The organism is Lysinibacillus mangiferihumi, from assembly GCF_003049665.1.
Lineage (GTDB): Bacteria > Bacillota > Bacilli > Bacillales_A > Planococcaceae > Lysinibacillus > Lysinibacillus mangiferihumi.
Map to the genome: position 1 here is coordinate 1 of NZ_PYWM01000021.1, position 24263 is coordinate 24263.

40 protein-coding genes and 2 pseudogenes are annotated in these 24263 nt (G+C 33.5%); 37 read left to right on the top strand and 5 right to left on the bottom strand.

All coding sequences use genetic code 11. From position 1 onward, the window contains the following. Together C9J37_RS28365 and C9J37_RS18025 are read left to right on the top strand one after the other, a co-directional pair. Positions 1 to 493: hypothetical protein (locus C9J37_RS28365; RefSeq protein WP_107896457.1), on the top strand; the 493-nt coding region annotated here is incomplete at its 5' end. Positions 494 to 2098: 1605 nt separating this feature from the next. Continuing rightward, positions 2099 to 3004 carry a coiled-coil domain-containing protein gene (locus tag C9J37_RS18025; RefSeq protein WP_107896459.1) on the top strand — a complete coding sequence of 302 codons (906 nt, stop codon included), beginning with the start codon at positions 2099 to 2101 and terminating at the stop codon, positions 3002 to 3004. Positions 3005 to 3144: 140 nt separating this feature from the next. Here the strand turns inward: C9J37_RS18025 and C9J37_RS18030 are convergent, their stop codons facing one another. Beyond that, positions 3145 to 3543, bottom strand: coding sequence for a hypothetical protein (locus C9J37_RS18030; RefSeq protein WP_107896460.1), 399 nt, complete (start codon positions 3541 to 3543; stop codon positions 3145 to 3147). A 252-nt stretch (positions 3544 to 3795) separates the two neighbouring features. Between C9J37_RS18030 and C9J37_RS18035 the strand changes: the two genes are divergently transcribed. Further along, positions 3796 to 4362, top strand: coding sequence for a recombinase family protein (locus C9J37_RS18035; RefSeq protein WP_107896461.1), 567 nt, complete (start codon positions 3796 to 3798; stop codon positions 4360 to 4362). Between the two features lie 158 nt (positions 4363 to 4520). Here C9J37_RS18035 and C9J37_RS18040 read toward each other — a convergent pair whose 3' ends face one another. Then, on the bottom strand, positions 4521 to 4925 hold the full coding sequence (locus tag C9J37_RS18040; RefSeq protein ID WP_107896462.1) for a hypothetical protein: 405 nt from the start codon (positions 4923 to 4925) through the stop codon (positions 4521 to 4523). 272 nt (positions 4926 to 5197) lie between these two features. Here C9J37_RS18040 and C9J37_RS18045 point away from each other — a divergent pair, with 272 nt between their 5' ends. After that, the gene (locus C9J37_RS18045; protein ID WP_107896463.1) at positions 5198 to 5746 is read left to right on the top strand and encodes a hypothetical protein; all 549 of its coding nucleotides are present in this window, start codon (positions 5198 to 5200) and stop codon (positions 5744 to 5746) included. 556 nt (positions 5747 to 6302) lie between these two features. On the opposite strand, the gene C9J37_RS29050 is transcribed toward C9J37_RS18045, so the two are convergent. After that, on the bottom strand, positions 6303 to 6548 hold the full coding sequence (locus C9J37_RS29050) for a hypothetical protein (RefSeq protein WP_235617159.1): 246 nt from the start codon (positions 6546 to 6548) through the stop codon (positions 6303 to 6305). 991 nt (positions 6549 to 7539) lie between these two features. On the opposite strand from C9J37_RS29050, the gene C9J37_RS28370 reads away from it, so the two are divergent. After that, entirely contained in the window at positions 7540 to 7695 is a 156-nt protein-coding gene (locus C9J37_RS28370) for a hypothetical protein (protein WP_167397352.1), read from the top strand. A gap of 156 nt (positions 7696 to 7851) precedes the next feature. On the opposite strand, the gene C9J37_RS18060 is transcribed toward C9J37_RS28370, so the two are convergent. Beyond that, entirely contained in the window at positions 7852 to 8190 is a 339-nt protein-coding gene (locus C9J37_RS18060; RefSeq protein WP_107896465.1) for a helix-turn-helix domain-containing protein, read from the bottom strand. A gap of 315 nt (positions 8191 to 8505) precedes the next feature. Continuing rightward, positions 8506 to 8850 (bottom strand): helix-turn-helix transcriptional regulator, encoded by a 345-nt coding sequence (locus C9J37_RS18065; RefSeq protein WP_107896466.1) that lies wholly within the window; start codon positions 8848 to 8850, stop codon positions 8506 to 8508. A 153-nt stretch (positions 8851 to 9003) separates the two neighbouring features. Here C9J37_RS18065 and C9J37_RS28375 point away from each other — a divergent pair, with 153 nt between their 5' ends. From C9J37_RS28375 to C9J37_RS18210, 32 genes and pseudogenes are all read left to right on the top strand, one after another. Beyond that, a complete protein-coding gene (locus C9J37_RS28375) occupies positions 9004 to 9171 on the top strand; it encodes a hypothetical protein (RefSeq protein ID WP_167397353.1) in 168 nt (55 codons plus the stop codon). Between the two features lie 68 nt (positions 9172 to 9239). After that, positions 9240 to 9617 (top strand): hypothetical protein, encoded by a 378-nt coding sequence (locus C9J37_RS18070; protein ID WP_107896467.1) that lies wholly within the window; start codon positions 9240 to 9242, stop codon positions 9615 to 9617. A 15-nt stretch (positions 9618 to 9632) separates the two neighbouring features. Next, positions 9633 to 10241, top strand: coding sequence for a Rha family transcriptional regulator (locus tag C9J37_RS18075; RefSeq protein ID WP_167397354.1), 609 nt, complete (start codon positions 9633 to 9635; stop codon positions 10239 to 10241). Further along, positions 10228 to 10500: a hypothetical protein gene (locus tag C9J37_RS18080; RefSeq protein WP_107896469.1), complete on the top strand. Its 273-nt coding sequence runs from the start codon at positions 10228 to 10230 to the stop codon at positions 10498 to 10500. Before C9J37_RS18075 ends, C9J37_RS18080 begins: the two co-directional genes overlap by 14 nt. 14 nt (positions 10501 to 10514) lie before the next feature. Then, positions 10515 to 10670, top strand: coding sequence for a DUF6906 family protein (locus tag C9J37_RS28380; RefSeq protein WP_167397355.1), 156 nt, complete (start codon positions 10515 to 10517; stop codon positions 10668 to 10670). Positions 10671 to 10777: 107 nt separating this feature from the next. Then, complete coding sequence (locus C9J37_RS18085; protein ID WP_107896470.1) at positions 10778 to 10999, top strand: hypothetical protein; 222 nt, start codon at positions 10778 to 10780, stop codon at positions 10997 to 10999. A 95-nt stretch (positions 11000 to 11094) separates the two neighbouring features. Beyond that, positions 11095 to 11532, top strand: coding sequence for an ArpU family phage packaging/lysis transcriptional regulator (locus C9J37_RS18090; RefSeq protein WP_107896471.1), 438 nt, complete (start codon positions 11095 to 11097; stop codon positions 11530 to 11532). A 14-nt stretch (positions 11533 to 11546) separates the two neighbouring features. Then, positions 11547 to 11915, top strand: coding sequence for a hypothetical protein (locus tag C9J37_RS18095; RefSeq protein ID WP_107896472.1), 369 nt, complete (start codon positions 11547 to 11549; stop codon positions 11913 to 11915). Between the two features lie 18 nt (positions 11916 to 11933). Next, a complete protein-coding gene (locus C9J37_RS18100) occupies positions 11934 to 12263 on the top strand; it encodes a hypothetical protein (RefSeq protein WP_107896473.1) in 330 nt (109 codons plus the stop codon). Positions 12264 to 12285: 22 nt separating this feature from the next. Beyond that, on the top strand, positions 12286 to 12783 hold the full coding sequence (locus C9J37_RS18105; RefSeq protein ID WP_107896474.1) for a hypothetical protein: 498 nt from the start codon (positions 12286 to 12288) through the stop codon (positions 12781 to 12783). 75 nt (positions 12784 to 12858) lie between these two features. Beyond that, positions 12859 to 13164: a hypothetical protein gene (locus tag C9J37_RS18110; RefSeq protein WP_107896475.1), complete on the top strand. Its 306-nt coding sequence runs from the start codon at positions 12859 to 12861 to the stop codon at positions 13162 to 13164. 12 nt (positions 13165 to 13176) lie between these two features. Then, on the top strand, positions 13177 to 13782 hold the full coding sequence (locus tag C9J37_RS18115; RefSeq protein WP_107896476.1) for a DUF5052 family protein: 606 nt from the start codon (positions 13177 to 13179) through the stop codon (positions 13780 to 13782). A 71-nt stretch (positions 13783 to 13853) separates the two neighbouring features. Then, on the top strand, positions 13854 to 14093 hold the full coding sequence (locus tag C9J37_RS18120) for a hypothetical protein (RefSeq protein WP_107896477.1): 240 nt from the start codon (positions 13854 to 13856) through the stop codon (positions 14091 to 14093). Between the two features lie 84 nt (positions 14094 to 14177). Next, positions 14178 to 14516, top strand: coding sequence for a hypothetical protein (locus C9J37_RS18125; protein WP_107896478.1), 339 nt, complete (start codon positions 14178 to 14180; stop codon positions 14514 to 14516). A gap of 165 nt (positions 14517 to 14681) precedes the next feature. Continuing rightward, positions 14682 to 14933 carry a hypothetical protein gene (locus C9J37_RS18130; protein ID WP_235617160.1) on the top strand — a complete coding sequence of 84 codons (252 nt, stop codon included), beginning with the start codon at positions 14682 to 14684 and terminating at the stop codon, positions 14931 to 14933. Positions 14934 to 15216: 283 nt separating this feature from the next. Then, entirely contained in the window at positions 15217 to 15417 is a 201-nt protein-coding gene (locus C9J37_RS18135; protein WP_107896479.1) for a hypothetical protein, read from the top strand. Positions 15418 to 15517: 100 nt separating this feature from the next. Further along, positions 15518 to 16336: a DNA adenine methylase gene (locus C9J37_RS18140; protein WP_235617161.1), complete on the top strand. Its 819-nt coding sequence runs from the start codon at positions 15518 to 15520 to the stop codon at positions 16334 to 16336. 16 nt (positions 16337 to 16352) lie between these two features. Beyond that, complete coding sequence (locus C9J37_RS18145) at positions 16353 to 16526, top strand: DNA strand exchange inhibitor protein (RefSeq protein WP_235617162.1); 174 nt, start codon at positions 16353 to 16355, stop codon at positions 16524 to 16526. Between the two features lie 27 nt (positions 16527 to 16553). Then, positions 16554 to 16733, top strand: a complete 180-nt coding sequence (locus tag C9J37_RS18150) for a hypothetical protein (RefSeq protein WP_107896481.1) — start codon at positions 16554 to 16556, stop codon at positions 16731 to 16733. A 40-nt stretch (positions 16734 to 16773) separates the two neighbouring features. Then, complete coding sequence (locus C9J37_RS29445) at positions 16774 to 16896, top strand: hypothetical protein (RefSeq protein WP_268808029.1); 123 nt, start codon at positions 16774 to 16776, stop codon at positions 16894 to 16896. A 48-nt stretch (positions 16897 to 16944) separates the two neighbouring features. Beyond that, on the top strand, positions 16945 to 17253 hold the full coding sequence (locus C9J37_RS18155) for a hypothetical protein (RefSeq protein WP_107896482.1): 309 nt from the start codon (positions 16945 to 16947) through the stop codon (positions 17251 to 17253). Between the two features lie 95 nt (positions 17254 to 17348). After that, entirely contained in the window at positions 17349 to 17846 is a 498-nt protein-coding gene (locus C9J37_RS18160) for a hypothetical protein (protein WP_107896483.1), read from the top strand. A gap of 25 nt (positions 17847 to 17871) precedes the next feature. Beyond that, positions 17872 to 18234, top strand: coding sequence for a bactofilin family protein (locus tag C9J37_RS18165; RefSeq protein WP_235617163.1), 363 nt, complete (start codon positions 17872 to 17874; stop codon positions 18232 to 18234). A gap of 47 nt (positions 18235 to 18281) precedes the next feature. Then, positions 18282 to 18533 (top strand): hypothetical protein, encoded by a 252-nt coding sequence (locus tag C9J37_RS18170; RefSeq protein ID WP_107896484.1) that lies wholly within the window; start codon positions 18282 to 18284, stop codon positions 18531 to 18533. A gap of 119 nt (positions 18534 to 18652) precedes the next feature. Beyond that, positions 18653 to 19075, top strand: coding sequence for a hypothetical protein (locus C9J37_RS18175; RefSeq protein ID WP_107896485.1), 423 nt, complete (start codon positions 18653 to 18655; stop codon positions 19073 to 19075). 4 nt (positions 19076 to 19079) lie between these two features. Then, the gene (locus tag C9J37_RS29055; protein ID WP_235617164.1) at positions 19080 to 19265 is read left to right on the top strand and encodes a hypothetical protein; all 186 of its coding nucleotides are present in this window, start codon (positions 19080 to 19082) and stop codon (positions 19263 to 19265) included. Between the two features lie 201 nt (positions 19266 to 19466). Beyond that, positions 19467 to 19784, top strand: coding sequence for a hypothetical protein (locus C9J37_RS18185; RefSeq protein ID WP_107896486.1), 318 nt, complete (start codon positions 19467 to 19469; stop codon positions 19782 to 19784). A 139-nt stretch (positions 19785 to 19923) separates the two neighbouring features. Beyond that, positions 19924 to 20976, top strand: coding sequence for a hypothetical protein (locus tag C9J37_RS18190; RefSeq protein WP_107896487.1), 1053 nt, complete (start codon positions 19924 to 19926; stop codon positions 20974 to 20976). 810 nt (positions 20977 to 21786) lie between these two features. Then, the gene (locus C9J37_RS18195; protein WP_235617165.1) at positions 21787 to 22350 is read left to right on the top strand and encodes a hypothetical protein; all 564 of its coding nucleotides are present in this window, start codon (positions 21787 to 21789) and stop codon (positions 22348 to 22350) included. Between the two features lie 15 nt (positions 22351 to 22365). Then, positions 22366 to 22785 (top strand): DUF8837 domain-containing protein, encoded by a 420-nt coding sequence (locus tag C9J37_RS18200; protein WP_107896489.1) that lies wholly within the window; start codon positions 22366 to 22368, stop codon positions 22783 to 22785. Between the two features lie 245 nt (positions 22786 to 23030). After that, a pseudogene (locus tag C9J37_RS18205) lies at positions 23031 to 23270 on the top strand (GNAT family N-acetyltransferase); the annotation flags it as partial. Positions 23271 to 23502: 232 nt separating this feature from the next. Further along, a pseudogene (locus C9J37_RS18210) lies at positions 23503 to 24210 on the top strand (IS6 family transposase). Positions 24211 to 24263 lie beyond the last annotated feature (53 nt).

The window sequence follows — 24263 nt, forward strand, 5'->3', positions numbered from 1 at the left end:
TATTGGTATTACTAAAAAGGTCTCTCTCACACTGACGGAAGATGATTGGACAGCATTAGATGAGAAAGCAAAAGGGAATCGTTCGCTTTTTTTACGCCAAACGATTGTTAAAGCATTGGACAATGAGGAACCCCCAGCAGGAGAATTGTATTTTAAAAGCGATCTGCATAAAGAACAATCGTTGAAGATATTAAATGTATTCAACCAACTGAGTATTTCAAGTGACTTGTATTATGGCTGTTTAGCGTATGTAGTAGGAGCGACTTATAAAGCTGATTGTCTTATCAAAAACATCGGTGAAGATAAGAAAGTGGATATGGATGGGTTGTTCAAGGACATGGAAGTGCTTTCGCATAGTGAGCGAGTGATGATAAGGTTTGGTTTGCAGTTATTCAACAGCAATAAGGATGACATTAAATTATCCGATGTGATGCAGTCGTTAGATAGCGATAATATAAAAGTTATTAAACAGGCGATTGATTTATTTTATTAGATTTTATCGAAATTCAGATGCATAATGATTATGAACAGTAAATCGTTCACTATCTTTCCCCAAAGGTATGTCAAGGGCAAAAACCATTGTTTCTTCGGTAAAAGAAATAATGGTTTTTTATTTTAGGTAACTTTATATATTCCGAAAAGGTTACCTAAAATAAAAAAACCTTAGCGTATAACGCAGATTCCAAAAGGAATAGGGATTCTTTCCTTTTGGAATCGAGTACAGCAAGCCGGTGTAGCTGGTGCGGTAGCATTTTTTGCTAGGTTTAACCAACGAAAAATGCTATAATACTAGCAGATAAACTTTACTTTTTTACATACTCTCGCTGTTCATGCTCACCTTCACTGCCTATTGGTATAACGTGAGATTGCTCGATTAATGCCAGAGTGCTGTGTGTACTTGCCATCACTATTCAGTTGGATATATCGCAAGAAGGCATGGTTATAGAAGCGTTAAAACGCATTAAATGCATCTGGAATCCTTGACAGAGTAAGCAATAGCCGAAAATCAACGATATGATGCACTGCATAAATACATTGATACTACCAAAAGCGTAGTTGTGTATGGCGGTTTATTAAAAATATGGAGCAAGTTATTAAATGTGACTGATTGAGCAAAAAGCCTATCGGTATTTTGTTATGTAAAAAATATATATGGTGGACGTTTAGTGTCCAATTCAAACTGATTGAGCGTTATCGCACATTCGGTTTTTTTGCGTTTTATGTAATTAAAAAAATAAAAACAAAAGAGGAGGATTATAAACAAAAAACAAAAGGAGTTTTGAAAACTTTGCAAGAGTGTGAAAAGGTAACTTTTATTATTTTGATTAAGTTACTTTATTTAATTTTATGATTTATTAATGGCTCGGTACGAGCAAAGGGTTTTGTAGAAATCACGCACATTTGCATACTGGCTATTCTCCACAAAATAAACGATCCCTACTCTTAATAAGCAAGTTAGCACCACCGCCAGTTACGAAAATTAATTGTATACGTCCGAACCCTCGGTAAGCGTTCATAATTTCTCCTATAATTTCGCGAGCAAACTTCGTTCTCTGATCCATTACAGCGGACGTAATATTAAAAGTTTGTACGCCGTCCGGTGATTACATGTATTTTCTTGTTTCATTACCGTCAAAAAGGATTTTTTCGATTCATGCTCACTAGGATACAACTTGATTTCAGAAAGTGCATTTTTGACATTCAAATAAAGCATGTATGCACCTTTAGCCAATTGTAAATAACTCAACTCAATTTCAAAGTTAACTTAGTTAACTAGGTTAACCATTGAAAATAAAATATTTAGAAGTTAACTGAATATAAGAAGACGCATTCCTTCTTTACTCAAATTGAAACTTTTTTATTGAAATACAACCTAGTTCAACAACTTTTATAAATGTATACGGTGTGGTAGACTTCCATCCCTACATTCTTTAAGTTCTAAAAGGGAATCAACGCAAAAATATTCCAATTCGAGGGGTTACTCATTGTTTTCAAGAAAGAAAAAAGGCATACTATAAATAAGTAAGTTAACTATAGTTAACCTAGTTAACCAATTGATAATAGTGATATTTTAAGTTAACTAAAAGGAGGAGAAGAAATGGCGGATAAAACATTTGGAGTCAAAGTAACTGAGGAAGTTTATGATAAAGCCAAAGCAACAGTCGAAATGAGCGGTTTAACAGGGAAAGATTGGTTAGAAAAAGTAATATCCTTATATGAATTAAACAGCTTGAAGGACGGAATCTCCAGTGATTATTCAAACGATCTTGCTGAATTAGAAGTACACACGACAAGGATTTACTCACTAATTAGCAATATGGTTGCCCGTTCTACCTATTTAAAAGACCATGCAGTGAAAGAAGTAAGCGATAAACTAGATAGTAAAGAGGGCATCATTGCCGAATTGCAAGAGAAAAACAGGTCATTAAAGTTGAGTATTAGCGACTTAGAAGAACAACATAAGGAGGCTAGCAAACATGCACTAACGTTAGAGAATACTTTAGTATCTATGCAAAATACGATTGATAATAACCAAGCGTTGATTAACGAATATAAAGAAAAGAACGATACATTAAGCGGGCTTGTAACAAAATATCAGGGCTATGCTGACGAAAATGAGGCCTTAAAAAAAGCATTTGAAGTTGAAAAGGCGTCTCTCGTACAACAGTTAAACGAACAACAAACAGCATATACGGAACAAATCCATCAATTAAAACAAGCGAAGCAGCAAGCCTATGAACGTGTACGTGAATTAGAAACGACTTTAGAAAATGCACAGTTGAACTATACTCGCGAACTTGAAATAATGCAGGAGCGTAAGGATTTAGAGCGTGAGAAGGCACTTGTAGAAGTAGAACGTGAGTATCAAGCGAAGTTACAAGCTCAAAACGACAAATACAATGATAAAGTCGCAGAAATGCATGCAGAGAGTGAACGTATTCGCGGGAATTATGAAGCGAAGTTAGAGGCAACAGTAATATCTACTGAAAATAAAAAGAAATAGGACTCACTAATAAAGCAGTATTTTTTACTAACAAACATACAAAAGGACAAATTGTTATGTACAGGAGGTATTCATTACCTCCTGTATTTTTGTTATTTCAAATTACCATTTGCTTTTATTCCTGTGGTAATGAGAGTTTGTTAACCACATAGACAGATGGTTTTACCTGTAAATTGACCACATGGCTTACAATATACCTTGGATAAAAACCCCCCACATACGCTATGGATACCAACATTTTTTGTTACTTTTAGAGTACCAACATGGTTACACGGCTTAGCAAAAAGAATTTGTTGATGATCTTCAGTTATACTATCATCTTCAGTTATACTATCATCTTCAGTTATACTATCATCTCCAGTTAGTACAAAAGAATCGTGTTCGTGTTCGTGTTCTTCAATTGAAGTTTCTGTGAACAAAGTGGAAGAAAAATCTTCCTTTAGTTCTTGATCTAACTCAGATGCTGATGCGTTCCCCATAATCCCAAATACAATAAATAGGGTAAATAATGCTGTCAAGATGGTTGTTATCTTCTTCATTTTTCTCTCTCCTAATATGTACTATTTTTACTACATTTTACAATGTATCATATTTTTTCACCATTTACAAATTTTATTAAAATATAGAATTTTATGTATTTTTACGACGGATTATTCCAACTGAAAACTATCCTTGAAAAGTGTCACAACTTAATAGTATTGATACTTCTTAATTAGTACAGTAATATCAAGGTATCAAGTGGTGTCATAACCAAGGTTCATAAAAAGGGTATAGAAATGAGGGTTTTTCCCATGATTTACGGCTATGCGAGGGTATCAACTGTATCACAAGAATTAGAAGTTCAACTCCAAGCATTGGAGAATGAAGGAGCAACTGTTATTTACAAAGAAAAATTCACAGGAATAAAAACAAATCGACCTCAATTAAATGAGCTGCTGTCTACATTAAGAGAAGGTGACAAGCTTGTTGTAACCAAATTGGATAGATTGGCTCGTAACACTAAAGAAGGCATCGAAATCATTGAACAGTTATTCGCAAAAGGCGTAAAAGTACATGTGCTTAATGTTGGATTGCTTGAAGATACGACAATGGGGCGTTTCTTTTTACAGACGTTACTGGCTGTAACTGAAATGGAGAGGAATCTTATTGTTGAACGTACCCAGGAAGGAAAAGCTATTGCTAAACAGCAACCAGGATTCCGTGAAGGCAGGCCAAGTAAATACACTAAAAAACAGTTAGATCATGCGATAAGTTTACGAGATACTCATTCATTTAAACAAATAGCTGAGATCACAGGTATTTCTATCAGTACTTTAAAACGAGAAAGTAAAAAACGAAAAGAAAATAAAAGGCAGTAATGACAAGGGTTAGTTCTTTGTCATTACTGCCTTTTTCGGTTGTTATGTAAACCCAAAATGTATAATGTTTTGTAATGACACAAAAAAGCACCCATTCAACTAAATAGGTGCTTTTTTCAAATTTTAAATTGGTATCATGTGATTTTATTGATGTTTCTTTACTTTCTAATAAAGTGATGTACTCTACTTCCAAACTCTACATAGGAATTATTTACTTGTGAAACATTTTGATTTTGGAATGTTTGGTTGCTGTTACCAGTTATAAATATAGGCACAATACATAACGGACAACTACCATCATCTTCAATCATAGAACCACATAGCGAGCAATAATTGTTTTCAAGCTCAACTGTTTGATTAACTTTGTCCTCCAAAAGATGTAATTCCAATGAAGACTTCAAATCGTTAGGATTAGTTATTGCTAATGATTTTTCTTTCAAAAAATCATTAAACACTGTTGCAAATAAAGAGGTTTTTATTGGAACAGTAGCTACAACATTATTCATTTTGCTATTTGTAAAAATATTAAATGTACTGAGATTATTAATGTTTATAAAATCCACCTCACATTCCACACCCTGAAATTTTATGTGTTTTTTGGTAAAAAAACTAGTTTTTCAGAAAACCTCTTCTTCATAAACCTAGTTCCTTTTTGTTTTTTTTAAGGAATTGTACAAAACCTTAATTATATAATACTACATCGCATCAAGCAAATAAATGGTAAATTAGTTATTGTTTTGGTTATTAACTATTTTATAGGTGAATATCTCTAATAATTGACGATAATATTCATAGAAGAAGATATGAATATCTCGAGAAAGGAAGCTTGATAACATTGAATATAAATTTTCCATCTACAGAAAATATACTTTTCACACAAAAACTCCTTCAAGAATTGTCTGAAAACAAAAAATTAAATTTATCAGAAGATCAAAAAACTGCTTTCAAAAATGTATTAACAGATACTCTTCTTAATAGTTCCAATATAAAAAAAATATCTGATATACAAAGACAGTCGTTATTAAAAAATCCTAAAGAATCAAATATATTAGACTTGTACAGTGAGAATGGTTTTCTAGATCTACTTGAAACTAAATTGGATAAGGATAGTAATTTATCCACTGTACAGAAGCAACTAATAAATAGCATTGGTTTAACAAGTAAAGGTTCTATCTCGTCCTCAGCTAAAATTTTTATTGATGACATAGTAAATTCTACGTTGAAACAAAATAAAGTAACGGATAAGGTACAAGCTGGAAATAACAACGCTGTTAAAGCAAAGGCAAGATCTTTATATCAGCAACAAATCCCGGTAAGTATAAGCACAAATATGGGAGATATGACTTCTAGAATAGAACAAATTAGATCTCATTTCTTTGCATAGAATCAGAGATTTAACTATCTTCTTCTGCTTAAAGTGGTGGTATAACATCGTCATTTAGAGAATAGTTCTAACTGAATTGGAAAAACCGACGAAGAAATAGAATTAATAACAAAATTAAAAAGAGAGGATTTTTCAAGCTATACAATCCCATTCAAAATAACGTTCCCAAATCAAAGTTTGGAAACACATCAAAAAGCCCCGAATGTTGTTAAATCAACGTTTCGTGGTTTTTCTTATGAACATTTTTTATATACCTTTTTATACAGGCAACATAAACGCTGATGTAGCAGTATTTTTACTTATCTGGTTTATTCTTCACTTTGCATAAAATCCTGTATATTTCTCTAAGCTTTCCTCGAGCTTTTTAAGCCCTTTTAAATTAGAGCATTAAGTGAAAAATAAAGCAAAAATAAAATAACCGTCTTAAAACAAACGTAAATGGCCTATAAATTGATTTTTTTCATATAACTAGAATAAAAATTGTTAACTTTGCCATGCCTCTAGGAGGAAAATCCATAGCAAACTAGAGGTTCGGTTTTAACTGTTCCTCTTTTGATTAAATACTCCCTAACATGGCCAATATTCTTTCACGCTCCTGCGCAAAATAGGCTTTCTTTTCTTCGGTTACTTCTTCTTCTTGCTCATGACGAGTCGCAAACCATGTAGGTACCAATTCTACTTTTCTAGTTTTATCTTGTTCTGATACTGCAGATGAATTTGAAACCGTTAAATCGTTGATTTTGTTGTGAATAATAGCACTTAATAAGGCTAATCGGTTTGTTTTTACGTATTGCAATTTCATAGGCAGTGAGATGATAAACCTCTCTTAAAATGCTCTCAAAATTCACATGTTGCACATCCAGAATGACCCGACAACCACTATTCGTTTTCCCGGATTTGTTTCTGGAAAGGATAAATAGCTTGGATTGCTCCATATACTTAAAAGCTGTTGAAATTGTATTTAAACCAACCTCTAATTTTTTGCTTAAATGTTCTCGACTTACTTTGATAACTCCGTTGTATGTAAGGTCATAAATCAATTTTTCTAGCACTCTATGGACTTTCCCTCCAGGATAAATACCTTGTGCTGCTAAAGTTTCTTCTAGTTGCTGCAGGCGCTCTTCTTTGAGTGGCCGATCTCCTTTTTGATTGTCGTATGTAAAATAGGTTTATTACAGCCAGATTTCCTTAATTGGAGATTTGGCTGTTTTTATTTGTAATAAAGCAGTTTCTTAAATCATATGGATCAAGCCAGCATCCGATCCGGCCAATGTCAAAAGTCGCTTATGGACCACCGAAAACACCAGGTACCCAGCTGGAAGATTGGTTTCTTATGAACTGCATCGATCAAGTCAGGCATATTTGCAACTGTTTTTAGTATTTCATTACTTTTGGTTTATTTTTTTTGAAATGAATTAGAAGTTAAATATGATAGTTTATAACGACAAATTGAATTTTATAGGTAATTATTACTTATTTTTACTTTGTATTGATACAAAAGATTACTATGGTAAAGAAAAATTTTACGTGATTTTACTCTCGTTTTTTATACATATTTCGACAAAATTTATTCAAAAATTTCAAGAGGAAATACCTATAAAGGAAAAAATTTCTTGATATGTCGAAGCTAGTCGTATGAATTAAATTTCAAAATTTTTAGTTTGATTATACAATAATTCTCGATATGTCGAATATTGTCATTAATGGTTTATTAGTGTATAAAAAAACATAATAAACCATACAAAACCCAATTATGGTGTAAAAAATTACAAATAAAGGAGTATGCTGCGTTTATGACACAACATGAAAGAAATAAAATTGAAGAGTTTAAAATTGCGTTTCAATCATTAGATGAAGAAACAAAAGAGTATGCATTAACCTTATTAAAGGCACTACAATTCGGACAAACAAGACATAATTTCCTGATAGATAAAATATTTAGAAAATAATGCGCATTAAACAAAGTATTGTTATTTAGTTATTGTATATTCATAAGAAGGTGAGGGAAAAGGAATTTTTACTGTGGGAAATGCTCCAGTGGATTGAATAATAGTGTTTACTTATTTTTTAATAGGGCTACTTTTCATAGCCCTATTTATTAATTCTTAGGGTTTTTTATTTTGTAGTTCGGATAGTTTTTTTATTTGTTCCAAAGCATAATTTTGGAAGTCTGGTTCTAAGTCTTTAAAGATACACATTGCTTCTTCTAACCTCGTGTTAGGATGATTCTCTTCAGAAAACATCTCTCCCTTACCTGTAAGTAACCATTCTTCATTAACTGAATACTGTGTACAGATATGTCGAATTAATAGATTTTTATTTTGTGGCTGGACACGATTGTATTCGAGATTACTAATTACATCTCTACTTACCCCTAATTTTTCTCCAAAAGCTCTTTGAGATAAGCCTAATTTTTCTCTTACAGCTTTGATCCTTTGGTGCAAGTTTAATCCCCCCTTATAAATTAAGATGAATTTAATTTACAACACAAAAAACACGAAGTCAACACAACTTTAATACTAAAATGTGTTGTATACTCAAAAAATAGATGGTAATATGTGTCTATAACACTTAAAGAGGGGGTGTGTTGAGTTGTTGACTCAAAAAATAGGGAAAATAAGTTTGGACAATTACATATTATTCATTAGTCATTGGATGAAGAAACACAAGTATTTGTGTTGAGTTTATTACCGTTTTTGTATACAGAAAATGGTCAAGAAAAAAGGTGAACAGTTAAGTTCACCATTCTGCTTGTATTATTAATCGACCTCTTCATGTTTTTGATTTAATAATTTCTTTTGTGTGTTAAGTAGCTCTTTGGCCATAACAATTAAATATTGTTGTGTTTCAGGATTAAGATTATCAAAAACATCTATTAATTCCTTTTCGTAAAGAGAAGAATTAAACATTTCACCTTCGCCAGTTCTTAACCAATTTTCATTGATGTTAAAAGTGGAACAGATTATTTTAATATGTTTGTCACTAAATTTACGTTTTCCAACTTCAATCATAGCAAGAGTTGATTGACTCAATCCTAAATGTTGAGCAAATTCGGTTTGGTTCATTTTTAAAGAGTTTCTGATTTCTTTTATTCGGTTATACAAATTAGATTCACCTCTTTTCTGTAATTATAATTTATCACAAATAAAGTAAATGCTCAATTATTACAAAAGAATTTTTTTTGTTTAAATATGACTAAATTTGTGATATTATGAAAACATAAATATCACAAATTTAGTTAAAAAGGTGGTGTAAATATGCGTAATGAAGTTATAACTTCCGAAATTGCTAGTATCGTAAAACAAATGACAACTGAAAATCAGCAGTATTTTCTTACATTAGTTCGAGTTGCAGCTGTAGCAGAAAATGCAGTAAAAAAGAACGAACGATATGAAAAGCCTAAAGAAGATTTAGTTGAATGTTAACTGAATAGGGCTACATTTGATAGCCCTATTAGTAAACTGTGCTTCTTATATGAAGGGTGGACAATTGAATGCAAAGATTAGAGGAAATTCAAGCCTTTATTCAAAGAGTTTTAAAGGTACAGCAAGAATTTGAGGATTATTTTAGAACACATCAAGATGTATTTTTTTTCGATCTTAATCCACGATTTGTGAGACTACAACAGGATTTATACACTCATGCTATAAAACTAGGCATTATAAGTATTTCTAGAGATAAAGATAACAATATTGGACATGTATTACTCACTAAAGAGGCTTTTAATGCCATTACAACAAAGGAGCAACAGGTGCCCTGGTATATAGACGAAAGCAATAAGGATTGGATTGCTGAACATTATAAAGTCACAATAGATGGAATCGAAATGTGGAATGTAGATGGCAGACATAAAGAGCGAGTGTATCAGTAGAAAGGAGCATTGATTTTGAGTTTAAAACAATTACTGGAAGGACCACGTGGAATTGTTTTTGTGAATGATAATCAAGCTTTTACAGATAGTCGGATTATTGCAGAGGTATTTCAAAAAGGGCATGACAAGGTTTTACGTGATATACGCAGTTTAAAATGTTCAGATGCCTTTCGTCTCGCTAATTTTGGTGAGGCTGAATATGTAAATGGACAAGGCCGAAAAATGCCTATGTATGTACTAACATTTAATGGATTTGCAGTATTAGCAATGGGATATACAGGTGAAAAAGCTATGCAATTTAAAGAATTATACATAGAGGAATTTGACCGTACACATCGATTGCTGGCAGACCTTCAAGTGACATTGTTATCCAAAGAACAAAAGATGATTCGTCTTGCTGTGAGAAACCGGATATTACTGCTCTATCCAAATTTGTCGATTCACTCCCGAAAAAAATACTTTGCTGCTCTATATAAAGATCTGAAGCAACAATTTCAGGTGTTGTCCTATAAAGATATTCCACGTAATGCAATGGATGAAGCATTAGCTTTTATTTGTGGTTGGGTCTCGCCAAAATTGGTGAGTCGGAACGTGAACGAGGAGGTGGAATATGTTGAATGCTAGTATCCAACATTTAGATTCATTGTTTCAATTTCTCTCTTCATTAGAAGTAAAAGTAAATCAAGCACAGCCACCAGTAAAACATGGCGATTTCATTTTTAGTTATGACAATGAGTTGCATTGGGTCGAAGAGTTTATATCGGATTCAAGTTTTACAGCTTTACGTGTAAACGATCAAAGGATTGTGACATTACAAGTACGACACGTTAAGCGATTTGCTTCTAAACGTGAGATAAATCGGATTTTGAATATTGCAAATTAAGAAGGGGTGGTCTTATGAAGAATGGAAAAAAGCTAACAGTTTATCAACGCAATTATCTCCACTCATTAGGATTAAACCCGAATGAGTGGTTACTAAGTAAAAAAACAAATATTGAATGGGTACTAATCGAACGAAGTTCTGGTGAGCCACATGTTATTCCTGCCCCTTAAAAATGGGAAGGTGTGTAGCCAATGCTGTTAGATATATTAAGTTTTCTAATAATTTTATTTTGTTGTTTTTATTTATATTTACTTTAAAAAGATTTGGAGAGTTGCAAATGATACCAGAATCAATACCAAAATCACAAAAGGGTACACTCGTTTCGTTACTGACAATGCAATTTCCAGACGGAATAGTCCATAAAGTTGGCTTTGTTGTATCAAAACGTAGGAAGTATGGAGATTTAACAACTGTAGTACAGCAAACAGCAGCTGCCAAGCATAGTAGTTTATCAAAATATGGACAATCCTTATTTGATGCTTGTTTTAAAGGTTGGTAATGGCTAGGTACTACATATGGAGTTGAGAACTAAACCAATAAAGTCTTTAGTTCTCAACTTATTTCTATTTTTTAAGGAGGGTCGTCACTATTGAAATGGCTAATCAAAAAAATAAGAAAGAATTAACTACATGGGTACTCGACAAATGTTTGCCCAAATATTTTGAAATGGAATTACAGGCTAATTCCAGCCAGTTACCAAGCATGACCAGTCGTTGGAAAGAAACGCCGAGTCATTCTAATGATTTTCATAGTTCTACAGAATCGACAGCAATCAAAAGAGCAGCCGCAGCTGAATGGGTGGAGGCCTTTCATTCAAACTTAAATAGTTTACCAGAGTTACACCGTAAGCTGATACAGCTTAAATATTTATCCAGAAGTGCTGAGGGCAAGTATCAAGGAGATGAATTTGTTTATCCTGAACTAAATTTAAGTCGTTCTGCCTATTATATTGAAAAAAAATCAGCACTCTATTGGTTAGGTCTTCAGCTTGCGGATGATTCCATAATCCAAAGCGTGATCCAAAGTGAATAAGAGGGTGATGTTATATGAAGATAAAAATAATGTTAGTCATCTTGGGCTTATCAACATTATTTTTTCTAAGTGGTTGTGCAGAAGAGGAGGAAAAGATTTCAGTAACCTTTCTTCAGTTAGCAAAACAAGACAATGGGACATTTGCAATTCTTGTAGATGATGCCAATGAAGTTTATTACAAAATGGCCATTAGTTCCTATGAGTATAACCATTGGGACTTAGAGGAAAATACGGTTTTAGATAATCTTCCTATACAAGAAAGTTATGATAATTCCCTTAGTTTGTTTAGTGTTACTGTGTTAGAAATTCAGTTCAATGATAAATGGCATCGAATGTATGAAACTGACTATTTTGAAGAAGAAAATGAAATATTTTCAAAATAAAAAGGAGGTTATCAACGAATGAACACAGAGTATCCAAACAGCCCATTACGTTTTTTAGATATTACGGATAGGAAATACAATGCTGTTGTCATTGGAAAAGTGGGGAGAGGTGCTGCCTTTCATATGACAAAAACATTCCTCGATGTTTTTGTCAGTGGCAAAACAAGTACAGGTTGCAGAGAATTACAATTATTTTTACCAGCCCCAAAGAATCAAACCAACTTGTTTCCTAGGGTATTAACCTTTCAAGAAAAAATGCTACGGATATTTGAAGATCAAAAAAGACTTAGACTTATCCATTCTGAATTTAGGGCACGTTATATTTTATTAAATTCCCTCTATGAATGAAAAAAGCAGGTGATAGATTACTATGTTATCGGTATTACTTACAATTTTAGTGTTTTTACCTTTGACACTACTTTTGATACTACTAATGCTTGGTGAACGATTTATTGAAATTTTAGATTTTATTGAACTTAAGATAGATATTTTAAGGAATAAACGGAGCGAATTATTTAAAGAATACAAGGATTTAATCGATCCCTTTGATAGTAAATCTGTAGTTAATTATTTTCAGACGATTATACGAGTGTCAGAACTAGAAAATAATCGGAAATTAGACTTTTTAAAGAGCGCTTTTGAAAAACATGGTTCGGAATTGTCAACATTAAAAATTCAATTGGACTACCTGAAAACTGGAGTTAAGCGAGGACTAACTAAAAAGGGTATATCGAATGGTCTAAACATTGTGAATGATAGAGTGGGTGAAATTTTTGTCGACATACTAGAGGGATTTTACAAATTTGAACGAGATGCTCTTACCCAAGAAGAAAATGAACTCAGAAGCATGCTTAATGAAATACAATGACTTATCCATTCTCAATTTAAAGCGCAAAAGGAGCTTTACATATTTTATCTAGAGTATGGGAGGAAAGATACGAATATGACGCATTTTGAAGAAATGGAAGCATTAGGACAAGTAACAATTTTTGATGTATTAAATTTTGCAGTAGGTGATAGGGTGCGTGTCATTATTACACAGGAAAGTGATGATGAAGCTTATACGTGTTTAAAGGCATATCATCCACGTGTGTTTGAAAATCCTGGAAAGATAGTGGAGGTTCTACCTAAAAATCAATACAGGGTCAACTTCGCTGGAGAGCTGCACATTATGCGATTACAAGAACTTCAGTTTGACCAGGGGGAGGAAAATTTCAAACGTGAATTTAAAACTAATATCAGAAAATGAGGCAAAAATAAAATGAGACACCTATTAAAAATCTTAATTGTTGCTGTTTTAGTATTCATATTATCAGCTTGTAACTTTTTAGAGTATGAAGTTGGGAACTTAAAGGAAGAATTAGCCGGACGTACTATGTTGATTCAATCCTATGATGAAGATAGCCAGTTAATTGATCGTATACAAGGAGAAAGCATTAGCGTAAATGCTGATCGTAAATTCGCTATCAAAGATTCAGAAGGAAACACAGTTGAAAAGTCATCTGTTCTCAATATTACGGTTGGAGGGAAACAAATGCTACATGTTGGCAGTAGCTTATTAGCATTTGAATCAGGACTTTCAAATTTATTTGAAGAGTATAGCCAAAAGGTTGATATTAAAAATTTTGACAGGTCTGTCCCTTTTTTAAATCGCTTAGTTAATGATCTTCAAAATGCGACTGTAGGAAAAAGTAAAATTGTGCTGATTCGAAGTCAATCAGGACAACCACTTGCGACCTTTGCTGGTGATGATGTCAGTTATTTTGCTACAGACATTGATAAATCAACGGCCTTGTTGATAGACGGAAAATTTCTTTTAATCTATCGATGCGATTATACGATTTATGATACCGAGTTACTTCAGTGATTTATTAGAAGATATTTATGGTGCAAGGATGATTGAAACTATTTTAATACTTATTTTGAGGAGGATGTTACATGTTAAAACAGTATTTTGAGAATCGAAGAAAGCGTGAAGAGAATAAAAGAGTAAATAAAAGAGTGGTACATCGTTCAATACAGGAAACAACCAATGCAAGTCACGTTGATAACACATTAAACACAATCAACGCAGTTAATATTGCTTCAAGCGATTCGAGTGGGCGTTGCGATTCACACAGTTCAGACTATAACAGTTATTCAAGTGATTCCGGCGGCAGTTCATCCTCTTGTGACTGATTTATAAAACTGATAGGGAACATTAAGCTACATTAGTGTTCCTCATTGAGTTTCTATAAATCAGTGGATAGGAGGTGTTAAAAAATGATGTTGTGGAAGGAACAGGTTTTTATAATTGTACTATTTGTCGTTATGTTGATTGCAGGGGGATGGTATTTATTCTTTACACCAGACCCACTTAGAATGTATAGCGATTATCCGTCAATTGGTTCAACTTCAATTGACAAAATAAAAAGTTTTGAAGTAGGCGAGGATAAAACATTAATTCAAAAAGAGATTGGGGAAGGGTATGAAACTAGTAGGTTAGATGAAAAGGGCATTTGGGAATCAACAGTTGTTTATAAAAAGATTGAGAATAGAGAAGTTAGATTAATCAAATTTTATTTCACAGGTGAAAAGCTATCTTCGGTAGTGATTAATTGAAATCGTTAACTAGCGCTTACTTGTACAGAAGGTAAAAAGGTTGGACTAGGGCAAGAGCTTCCTGGAAATATAAAAAATTGTAATGACATTAAAAATATTAGATGAATCAGATTCAGAGATTTAAACAAAAGATGAAAAATGTTCAATACGAAGGGAGCAAATGAAATGCCACAAAATCAAACGGATTCACATGCAAACGACAGAGTTTTAGGTGATGAAAAGCGCAAAGATAAACCCATTCGTTTCAAGGCAAAGAAAAACATCTACTGGGAAGATTGGGGGCATATGAGACGAGTTTTTATAGCTGGTCGAGTATATGACGGTGTGCTTCATTCAGATGGTAAAGTAACAGGTTATTCACCATATTTCGATGTAGACGACTATGTAAGTGCAGACGAAATTGAAATCGTTAACTAGCGCTTATTCGAATGAAATTGTGCAGTAAGGACGACGGAGTGATGCACATGTATTTCAAAGTGAGAGAAACGAAAAGAAGAGATTAATATACATTAATTAATCTCAAATAAGTTTAACTACTACTTCTTCTTTTTTCTACTATTTGCGGCGAATATTCCTGCAAATAGAGCGACAGCAATAGCTAGCCAAGTACCAAAGCTCATTGCATTACCTCCAATCTGGATAATAATAGTTACGTATAGAACAGTAAAAAGTTTCTATTTTTTTAGAAAGGGTGAAGGGAATGGGAACAATAAAATTTCGACCAATTCGAAATATTTATTGGGATAACAACGGACGAGCAGTTTTAGTTTTTCATGAAGGGAAGTCTTACGAAGGTGAGTTTCACGAAAGTGGAAAAATAACAGCTACAACACCGTATTATGATGCAGATGATTATATAAATGAAAGTGATATTGAAATCATCAGCTACTGCACAATATGAGGATTAAAAACTGAACAGGGAACATTAAGCTGCATTAGTGTTCCTCATTGAGTTATTAATTGAAATAAAGAAAAAAGATTATATGTAGGGTGGTGAGTATTTGAAGAGAATCTTAAACTATGCAGGTTCAAAATGGAATATGGCTAGCTGGATAGTTAAACAAATGCCCGAACATGAGGTGTATCTTGAACCGTTCTTCGGGAGTGGTGCTGTCCTTTTCAATAAACCAGCTGCACGCATAGAAACAGTAAATGATTTAGACGGCAACATTGTCAATCTGTTCAAGGTCATTCGTGAGCAACCTGAAGCATTAGCTAGAGCAGTAGAGCTTACACCATATTCGCGCCAAGAATATTACCAGGCTTTCGAATTGTTAGAAAGTGATTTATCTGAACTTGAACGTGCTCGAGTATTTCTGGTGCGCTGTTGGATGGCGAGGGGCGGTAAAACGTCTGATAGAACAGGCTGGCGACACAATATAGATACGGTTACAGTGAATGCTTTACCCGATTGGATAGGGCTTCCTCATGCGATTCTTGAAGCAACGAATAGGCTAAAAAAGGCACAAATCGAAAACCAAGATGCAGTGACGTTAATCGAACGTTACAACCGCAAGGACTGTTTAATCTATGCTGATCCACCGTATTTATTAGAAACTCGAACTAAACGTCACTATGCTCATGAAATGAAAGATTCAGAGCATGAAGAATTACTCCTCACATTAAATAAACATAAGGGTTTCGTATTGCTAAGTGGTTACGATAACGATTTATATAATGACCTGTTACAAGGTTGGAGCAGGTTAACGAAGATGTCCACAACTGACGCTGCTACGTCAAAGCAGGAAGTTTTATGGTTGAATCCAGCTGTGACTGAGCGGAATAAACAGTTAAGCTTTTTTGATATTGTACAGAGATGAAATGGAGGAATATAAATTGGGAGGATCATTTCCTAAGTTATCGTATAAAAATTTAAAGACACTCAAGCATGCACTTCAGGAATATCTGAAACGTGAAGGTATTTCTGAAAATGACAAAAAAAGCGAACAAGCCTTATTACTAAAAATTAATGATGAAATTAAATTAATGCGTGAACGGTATCGCTTTTGAAATATTATGTGGAGGAAGTGAAATTGCATGAAAAGGCTAGGATTAAACAATAAGTGTATTGGTTGTGGAGCAGATGAAAAAGCACCACAGTGTGATTGCAAGTGGGATACTTGTAATTGTGGTTATCCAGATTGTTGGATAAGGGAAGATGGTACTTATCATTGTAAAAATTGCGATCACGACACACATCCAAAAGCAAACGTATAGCTTGTACATATGGTGAATTTGAAATTGCGGAGGGATACATTTGAGGTTAGAAAATATCATTGAGCTAATGATTATGAATCCTATATTAACAACAATAGCCCTTATTGTTTTAGTACTAATAGTTGGTGCATGGGCAGGTAAAGTTATACGAGCTAACCAGTAAAGCAAATACTGCACAACATGAGTTATTAATTGCAAGGGAGGATTAAGTGTGACTCGGTTATCCGAAGAAGCATTAAAAAAATTTACTAAAGAAGAACTGATTTATTATTTAAAGAAAATAGAATTTTATCTGCCAACTGGAAAAACTGACTCTATAGAATATTGCATACTTAATAAACGTCATGCTGACTTATCAAAAGAGATCGATAACATATTTTCTAAGGTTACAAAATCACTAGAAGAATATAAAAAGACTCAAAATATCGACAAACTTATAGAAGTACAAAAATTGAATACGCAACGAGAACGTTTGTGGAACAAACAACGGAAAATAGAAAAAGAATTATGGGGAATTTGAAAATTGGGTTGTTTAACACCATTAATTGGAGCATTAGAAACGCTTATTGGATAGAAAAACACCTATATTGATGCATGAAAAAGGAGGAGCGTGAAATGCGAGGGAAATGTATTGATCCAAGTAGCTCTACAAACCTTAGAGCCAATGAAATTTACTATTTATATCCGGCTGGAGGCTCAAGCTATCATGTTAGTCGCTTTCCACGCCCAGGTTCTCATTTTGGTACCTATCAAAAGAGTCGTTTTGACATCATTGAAGAAGATGCTTGGCCACCCGAGCCAAAAAATCCATATGTGCTGCCAGTATTGGAATCAGGAAAAGTATACGAAGCAGAGCTGGTTTGGAAAAAGGAAGGCTATAATGCTCCGTTAGGTAAATATTTTATTAGATCCACTTATGGTTGTTATACAAATATGCAAGATTGCTATTTTTACGATGATTCCACGAATAAACAAGCAAGGGGCAGGTACCCCATTCATTGGTTCACAAACATAAAAGAGTTTGGAGTGGAAGCTGTAAAAGAATTACCACAGAAGGATTGGAAACAGATGGATCTATTCAACCTTTCAATCATTTCAAAATTAGATCGTTGAAAAATGAAGAGGAGGTACATGTAAATTGAATTTTTTTAAAAAGAATAATTCTACAGCTTCAAGTAGCACAGTGGTTATAAATGGGAAATCAATTTCAGTTACAGGTAATAACATATCCGTTATAAACGATAAAGTTTATGTTGATGGGAAATTGGTTGAAGAAGGTCTTGTGGGACACATCACTGTTGAATTCAAAGGTGTTTTAGCTAATTTGAAAGTGAGCGGTGCAGCAAATGTAGTTGGCAATGTACAGGGCTATATAGATGCTGGTGGTTCAGTATCTATTACAGGAAATGTAGATGGCAATGTGGATGCAGGTGGTAGTGTTACTTGCGGTGATGTAAAAGGTTATGTAGATGCAGGCGGTAGTGTTCGTATAAACAAATAAGTTTATAGAAAGAAAATGTGCTGTCTATGGAATGGAAGGTGTTATGAATGGAGACACAGCGAGCTAAAGAAATAATTCGAGCTGGGTTATCGTGGGCTGATTGGACAGATGAACAAAAAGAAGCGTTTAAAGTGGCTTATGATGCTATCGACAATTATGGTAAATTGCAATTTGATTTTAACCAGTTAAATCAAGAGTGGCTTGAATTAGCTACCTTTAAACGAATAGCAGAGCAAATACTGACAGAAAAACAATTTGAAAAAATTCTATTGGAGATGTATCGACAATTTGAAAAATAACTACTGCCATTTTGCAGGTTTAATCGAAAGAAAATGTTCAAGAAGGTGACTGACAATGGCATACGAAAATGTAATTAATATAGAAAATTTAAAAGCTCATATGATGGGACGTGTTAAAAATGTTTTCAGATTATCAAGGCGGACCAATAAACGGGTGGGGATATTTATTTCTGCTCGCTTTAGGTGGACTATTCTTTTTTTGTGTTGGTATTACCCCTCTTAAGAATGATATAGAGGCAGCGCCTTTACATGGGAATATATGTATTAAAGAAATAGAAGGTGCGATTTTGGAAGAAAAACCTAGATCGTTAATAATGAAATATACAATGCAATCCGAAAAATTTGACATATTTTGTTATAACGAGTTGGTTGCAAATATGAATATTCAAAAAGTAAGCAATATATGGGTCTCCATCTATGCTAGTAGTGCAATTATTAGATGGAATGAAAAAGAATACTTCTTTACAAGACCTTATAAAAGTTTAGTTATAACGGATTCTAATGTTAGTACTTTATTAAAAGAAGAAAAAGAAGGAGAGTAACGGTATGTTAACTAAAAAAGAAATTGAATTGTTAGAGTATATGGACTATCAAGTCCTGAATAATGGAATGGATGGATGGCTTGGTAATCGAGCGTATGACAAAATGTTTGAGTTCCTTGAAATATTACATAAGAGAAATTCTGAATTAGATCAGAAAGTGGCAGCTATATTTGTCAAAGCTGCTGTATAAGGTTTAGGGTATTACCAACATCAAAATTCTACATTTATTCCCGAAATAAAAGAATTATATAACGAATATGAAAAGGCCATTGAAGAATGCAATAACCAGTATCAGCAGGTCGCTAAAGACTTTATGAATAGCTATGATTTAGAAGATCATTGTACTAAATTTATCATACAGTTTGATACTAAATAGAAAGGAGAAATTTCAATGAATGATATTACGAATGACATTGTAAAGGAATTAAAAAAAATTGAACAACAGGAGCAACAGAAAGAAATAAATTTTGCTATTTCAAATATTAAAAATGAAATGAATGAAATTAGAAACAAATTTTATTCAGTACAGATTGTTATGCTGCTTATTCCTACAATCGTTTTAATATTAGTAGAAAGTCCAATACGATTTCTATTAATGCATTGGATAATTCAATTTACAATAGGAGTTTTAGTGATTACGTACATGTATCGTATACAGAATAAATCTATATCCAATTTTTATAGAAGGCTGGCTGATTTTGTTGAGTAGATTGCAATCTGAACGATTTGACATATTTTCTTATAACGAGTTGATTGCAGATATGTGTAGATCAATTGGGTAACATTTTTGTACGAATATCATAATAGTTTCTTTATAACTTAAATGACTAAGAAAGGAGGAGCAGGAAATGAATGAAAAAGTAGTAGATGGTATTCAGTTTTTTGACAAAGAATTAGAGTGTTTAAACAAGTATGAATTTGAGTATGTACATGAACCGAAGAAAAAATTGACTGCTTCCTCTTTAGTTACTTACTTATTATTACGTTCGCTTTGTGATGAAGTAGGGCTTATTTTGGAGCAAGATTTTAATTTAAAGGAAGAATGTGAAAAACGTAATCTTCCATATAGCTCGATACATAACGGTTATCATCGACTTTTTGATATTGGTTTATTAAATATTGACCGTATAAATGGTCGTACATATATTCAATTGCCAGCAGTGGCTGCTTATGTGCCAACTGCAAAAAATCCTAAGATACCTGGTTATTTCCTTGTGCCAAAAGCTATTTTTAATAGTGGCTTTTTAAGGGGTTTTATTAAAGCACGTGATGTACGGGGGGTATTAGGGTTACTTGACCTTATAAATGGTCTTTATAGGGAGCTTAAACGTAAAGGGAAATGGTTAAAACGTAAGAAAATCACGTTATACAATAAATATAAGCAGTCTAAGCAAGTGTTTAATAAATGGCTGAAACGTGTGTTCTATGGTAAGAATAGTTTGATTCAGGTCAAACAAGAACTAGAAGGTTTGTACGAATTGAAGTTTATAGATACAGTCTATAGAGAAAGAAAGCATGATGCGAAGTTTGACCAATTCCAGGCATCTTCACACCATACATTGTCATATCTATTAAAATCAAGTAGTGTAAATTATACAAACGATGATTTACAAGACATGCAGTTTGCTTGTAAGCAAGAGGTCATTACGCCAATGTATTATGCTGTGGAGTCGAATGAAAACGCGATGTCTACGGTGAAAGCTGTCATGGCCGACATTTTAAGTACAACTGTGCGAGAGATTGAACGACAAACTGGTAATATTCAAGCACTAGGGGCGTATTTCCGCAAGACCTTACGGCTTCAGACAAAACGTATTTTGCAGGAGGAGCAGCCGTTACGCTATCTCATCGCCAGCTCATACAAAAATGCACAGTGGGATGTACCAGAGCAGTTTAAATAAGAGCCTTTTCTGAAAAAAGTATTCAGAAAGGGCTATTTGTCATGCAGTTATATATGAGTCTTTACCATATATGGTTTTAAAAGTTTAGAGGAATACAAAAATTGTCGGTAGCATCAGGAGAATGTCCAGGAGCTACCTTTTTTGATGGCTTTTCAATCCAATTCGAGCTGTGGAATAGTCGGCTTTTGAAAATGAAATCCATTTAGGTATGTGGATGACTTATTTCGAAATTTCTTATTTCGTGGATAATTGAAGTGGTTGTGTGAATGAATCATTTCATTTCGTCTTTTTAAGGTGATAAACCATTTCCTGAAAATAATAAGTCGTAAAAGCCTTGCTATCACTGGATTTTTCAGCATTGTAATTGCTCTCTATTAATATATGAGTACTATATTGATTACTATGCGCTGTTTTTTCTCTATCTTTTTTCTATTATACTTTCCTCATCGATGATGATGATGTTGAAGTTGGTTATGTTTTTCTTTCTATCAAGGAAAGAATGAAAATCTTTAAGTTATAAATAATGCTTATCTTTTTTATAAGGCTATAAAGGAAAAGTTAAGAGAGTTTTTATAAACAATCATTGCTGAAGTTTAGCACAGTAACCTGTTTGCTTAATCTACACGAATCAATTTTGAAATTTATGTAATATATTTAAGCCACTTTAAATATATTAATATTAGAGGTAAATAAAGGTTCAAATATATTAACATCTACTAAAACTAATTAATAAGGGGTGATCTTATAAATAAACGTCTAGTCTATTTACTATTTTTCACTTCCATCATACTAGTAGGAGCAGCAATCTATGTGAATTATGCCAATCAACAAACCAGTAGCAAAATTGAAACTTATGCTGAAAATAGCACAGAACTATCAATACTAGAAGCGATTAAACTTGCATTTTCATCTGCGTTAGAATGGAACGATAAAGCTCAATTGTTATCAGCGGTTAATATTGACTTAGATGAGAAGGACGATAAAGGGATTGGAATTAATGGGAAAAGGAAGTATTGGAATATTGCATTCGCAGTACCAGATACGAACAAGTACTTTTTGGTAACAATTCATAAAGGGAAAATTGACGATGCTAGTGATTTTACTGTAGAAAGTTCATCTCCTTATCCTAAAAATGAACTTATGCAAATAAAAGATATTAAGCATGATTCACCAGAGTTGCTTAAAAAAGCCCTCGAATTGGGCGGAATTCATCCTGGTGAGGATTGGGCGAAAGGATATAATTTCATGATTAAAAAAGATCCTGAGTCTGGAATCCCTTTAATGTTAGTAATAGGTTGGAATAAAGAATTAAAAAATACAGTAGCAGTTTATTTTAATGTAACAACTGGAGAACACCTTGTTTCATCAAATTAAAAGGAGATGGTTAAAATGAAGAAGGTTTTATTTGTTTTGGGAACCTTATTATTTGGAATGGTATTTAGCTTTACATCAGAAGCTAATGCTGCTAAACATGAGCATTTAATGCAAAGTGCCACTGCTTATGTAGGTTCAACAACTGGACATGGAGCCACTTATGGATTTTACAATGTGCAATATAGCACTGTTGCAGTGAAAAAAAAGTATGGTACTACCGTTCCTATAATTCCTTTCGGTACTGCCATAAATCTTACGGAATCAATAACATTAGACGGTGCTAATATTAGTAAAAGTTCATTTACTGATACTGGATTAGGTTCAGATTATGGCTCATATTGGATAGATTTTTATTATGGATTTGACTCTGCTCAAAACCGAACTAATGCTTCTCTTTTTGGAGTAAAGCCAGTATCGTATACTGCTAGCTATTAAGTTGATGGTACTTTGCTATTCAATAACTTGACACACTTTATTAACCAAATGGTTAGAATTATAGATGAAGTTAGTTAATTGGCAATTTGCGCTATAAGTAATGATAAAAGCGCCAGATTGTTGAAAATTGTTTTTCTGTATCCCCAAAACTTTCATTTTGGAAAGCCATTTTGTAAGGATATGTAGAAAATTTATTTTAATATTGGTTTTTGAGTATCTGACTTCCAATCTAAAATAAATGGTGCAGAGGGAAGGGGTATGGTACGCAATTAATGTTAGCAGCATTAAAATTTGCCTTTGAAGAACTTAAGTTACATAAAGTTACTCTAGGTGTATTTGACTTTAATACTTCTGCAATTAGATGCTATGAAAAAGTAGGCTTTAAACAAGAAGGTATACTAAGAGATGCTAGAAAAAATGGGGATAAATATTTGAATTTAATAGAAATCGGCATCCTAGAGAATGAATGGTCAGCTAAATCTTAAACTTAAATATTCGAGTTAAGTTTATAATTCTAACCCCTTTGGATTACTGCCACTGAAATGTACATTAATGACATCTTTTTTACCATCCCTTGACAAAAACTTTACCAACGAATGACAAGCCCTTTACCATACACCTCTATACGGTTCTGGTGCAAAAAATATAAACAACTGCAATTCACCTCTAAAGTAAGGGTATATTAACACTATTACTCTAAATAGGGACGTGATTAGTATGGAAAAGGAACAACTATTCAAGCGGAAACACTTTCAACCTGAAATCATTTTGTTAACAGTGAGATGGTACCTGCGGTACAACTTGAGCTTTCGTAATTTAGTTGAGATAATGGAAGAACGTGGCTTAGCAATGGCCCACACAACCATTATGCGATGGGTTCATCAATATGGACCGGAATTAGATAAAAGAGTTCGACGTCATCTTAAGCCAACAAATGATTCCTAGAGAGTCGATGAAACCTATATCAAAGTAAAAGGTCAATGGATGTATCTATATCGTTCGGTTGATTCAGAAGGGAATACCATAGATTTTTATTTAAGTGAATCAAGAGATAAACAAGCAGCCAAGCGCTTTTTTAAGAAGGCCTTGGCTTTTTCTTACGTTTCTAAGCCTCGAGTGATAACAGTAGACAAGAACCCAGCTTATCCCATTGCTATCCAAGAATTAAAAGAAGAAAAGCAGATACCCGAAGGCATCCAACTAAGGTAAGTTAAATATCTCAACAATATCGTGGAGCAGGATCATCGCTTTATTAAAAAACGAATTCGCTCGATGCTTGGATTAAAGTCTATACGGACTGCCAAACGAATTATTGCTGGGATAGAGGCTATGCACATGATCAAAAAAGGACAAACTCTCCAAGGGGAGAAGTCCGTCCAAAATCAAAAGGAATTCATCCATCAACTGTTTGGGTTAGTTGCTTAGACCAGGGGTCACTGGAAATCATTCACTTTTTTATATTTTCTTCAAGTGTTTGC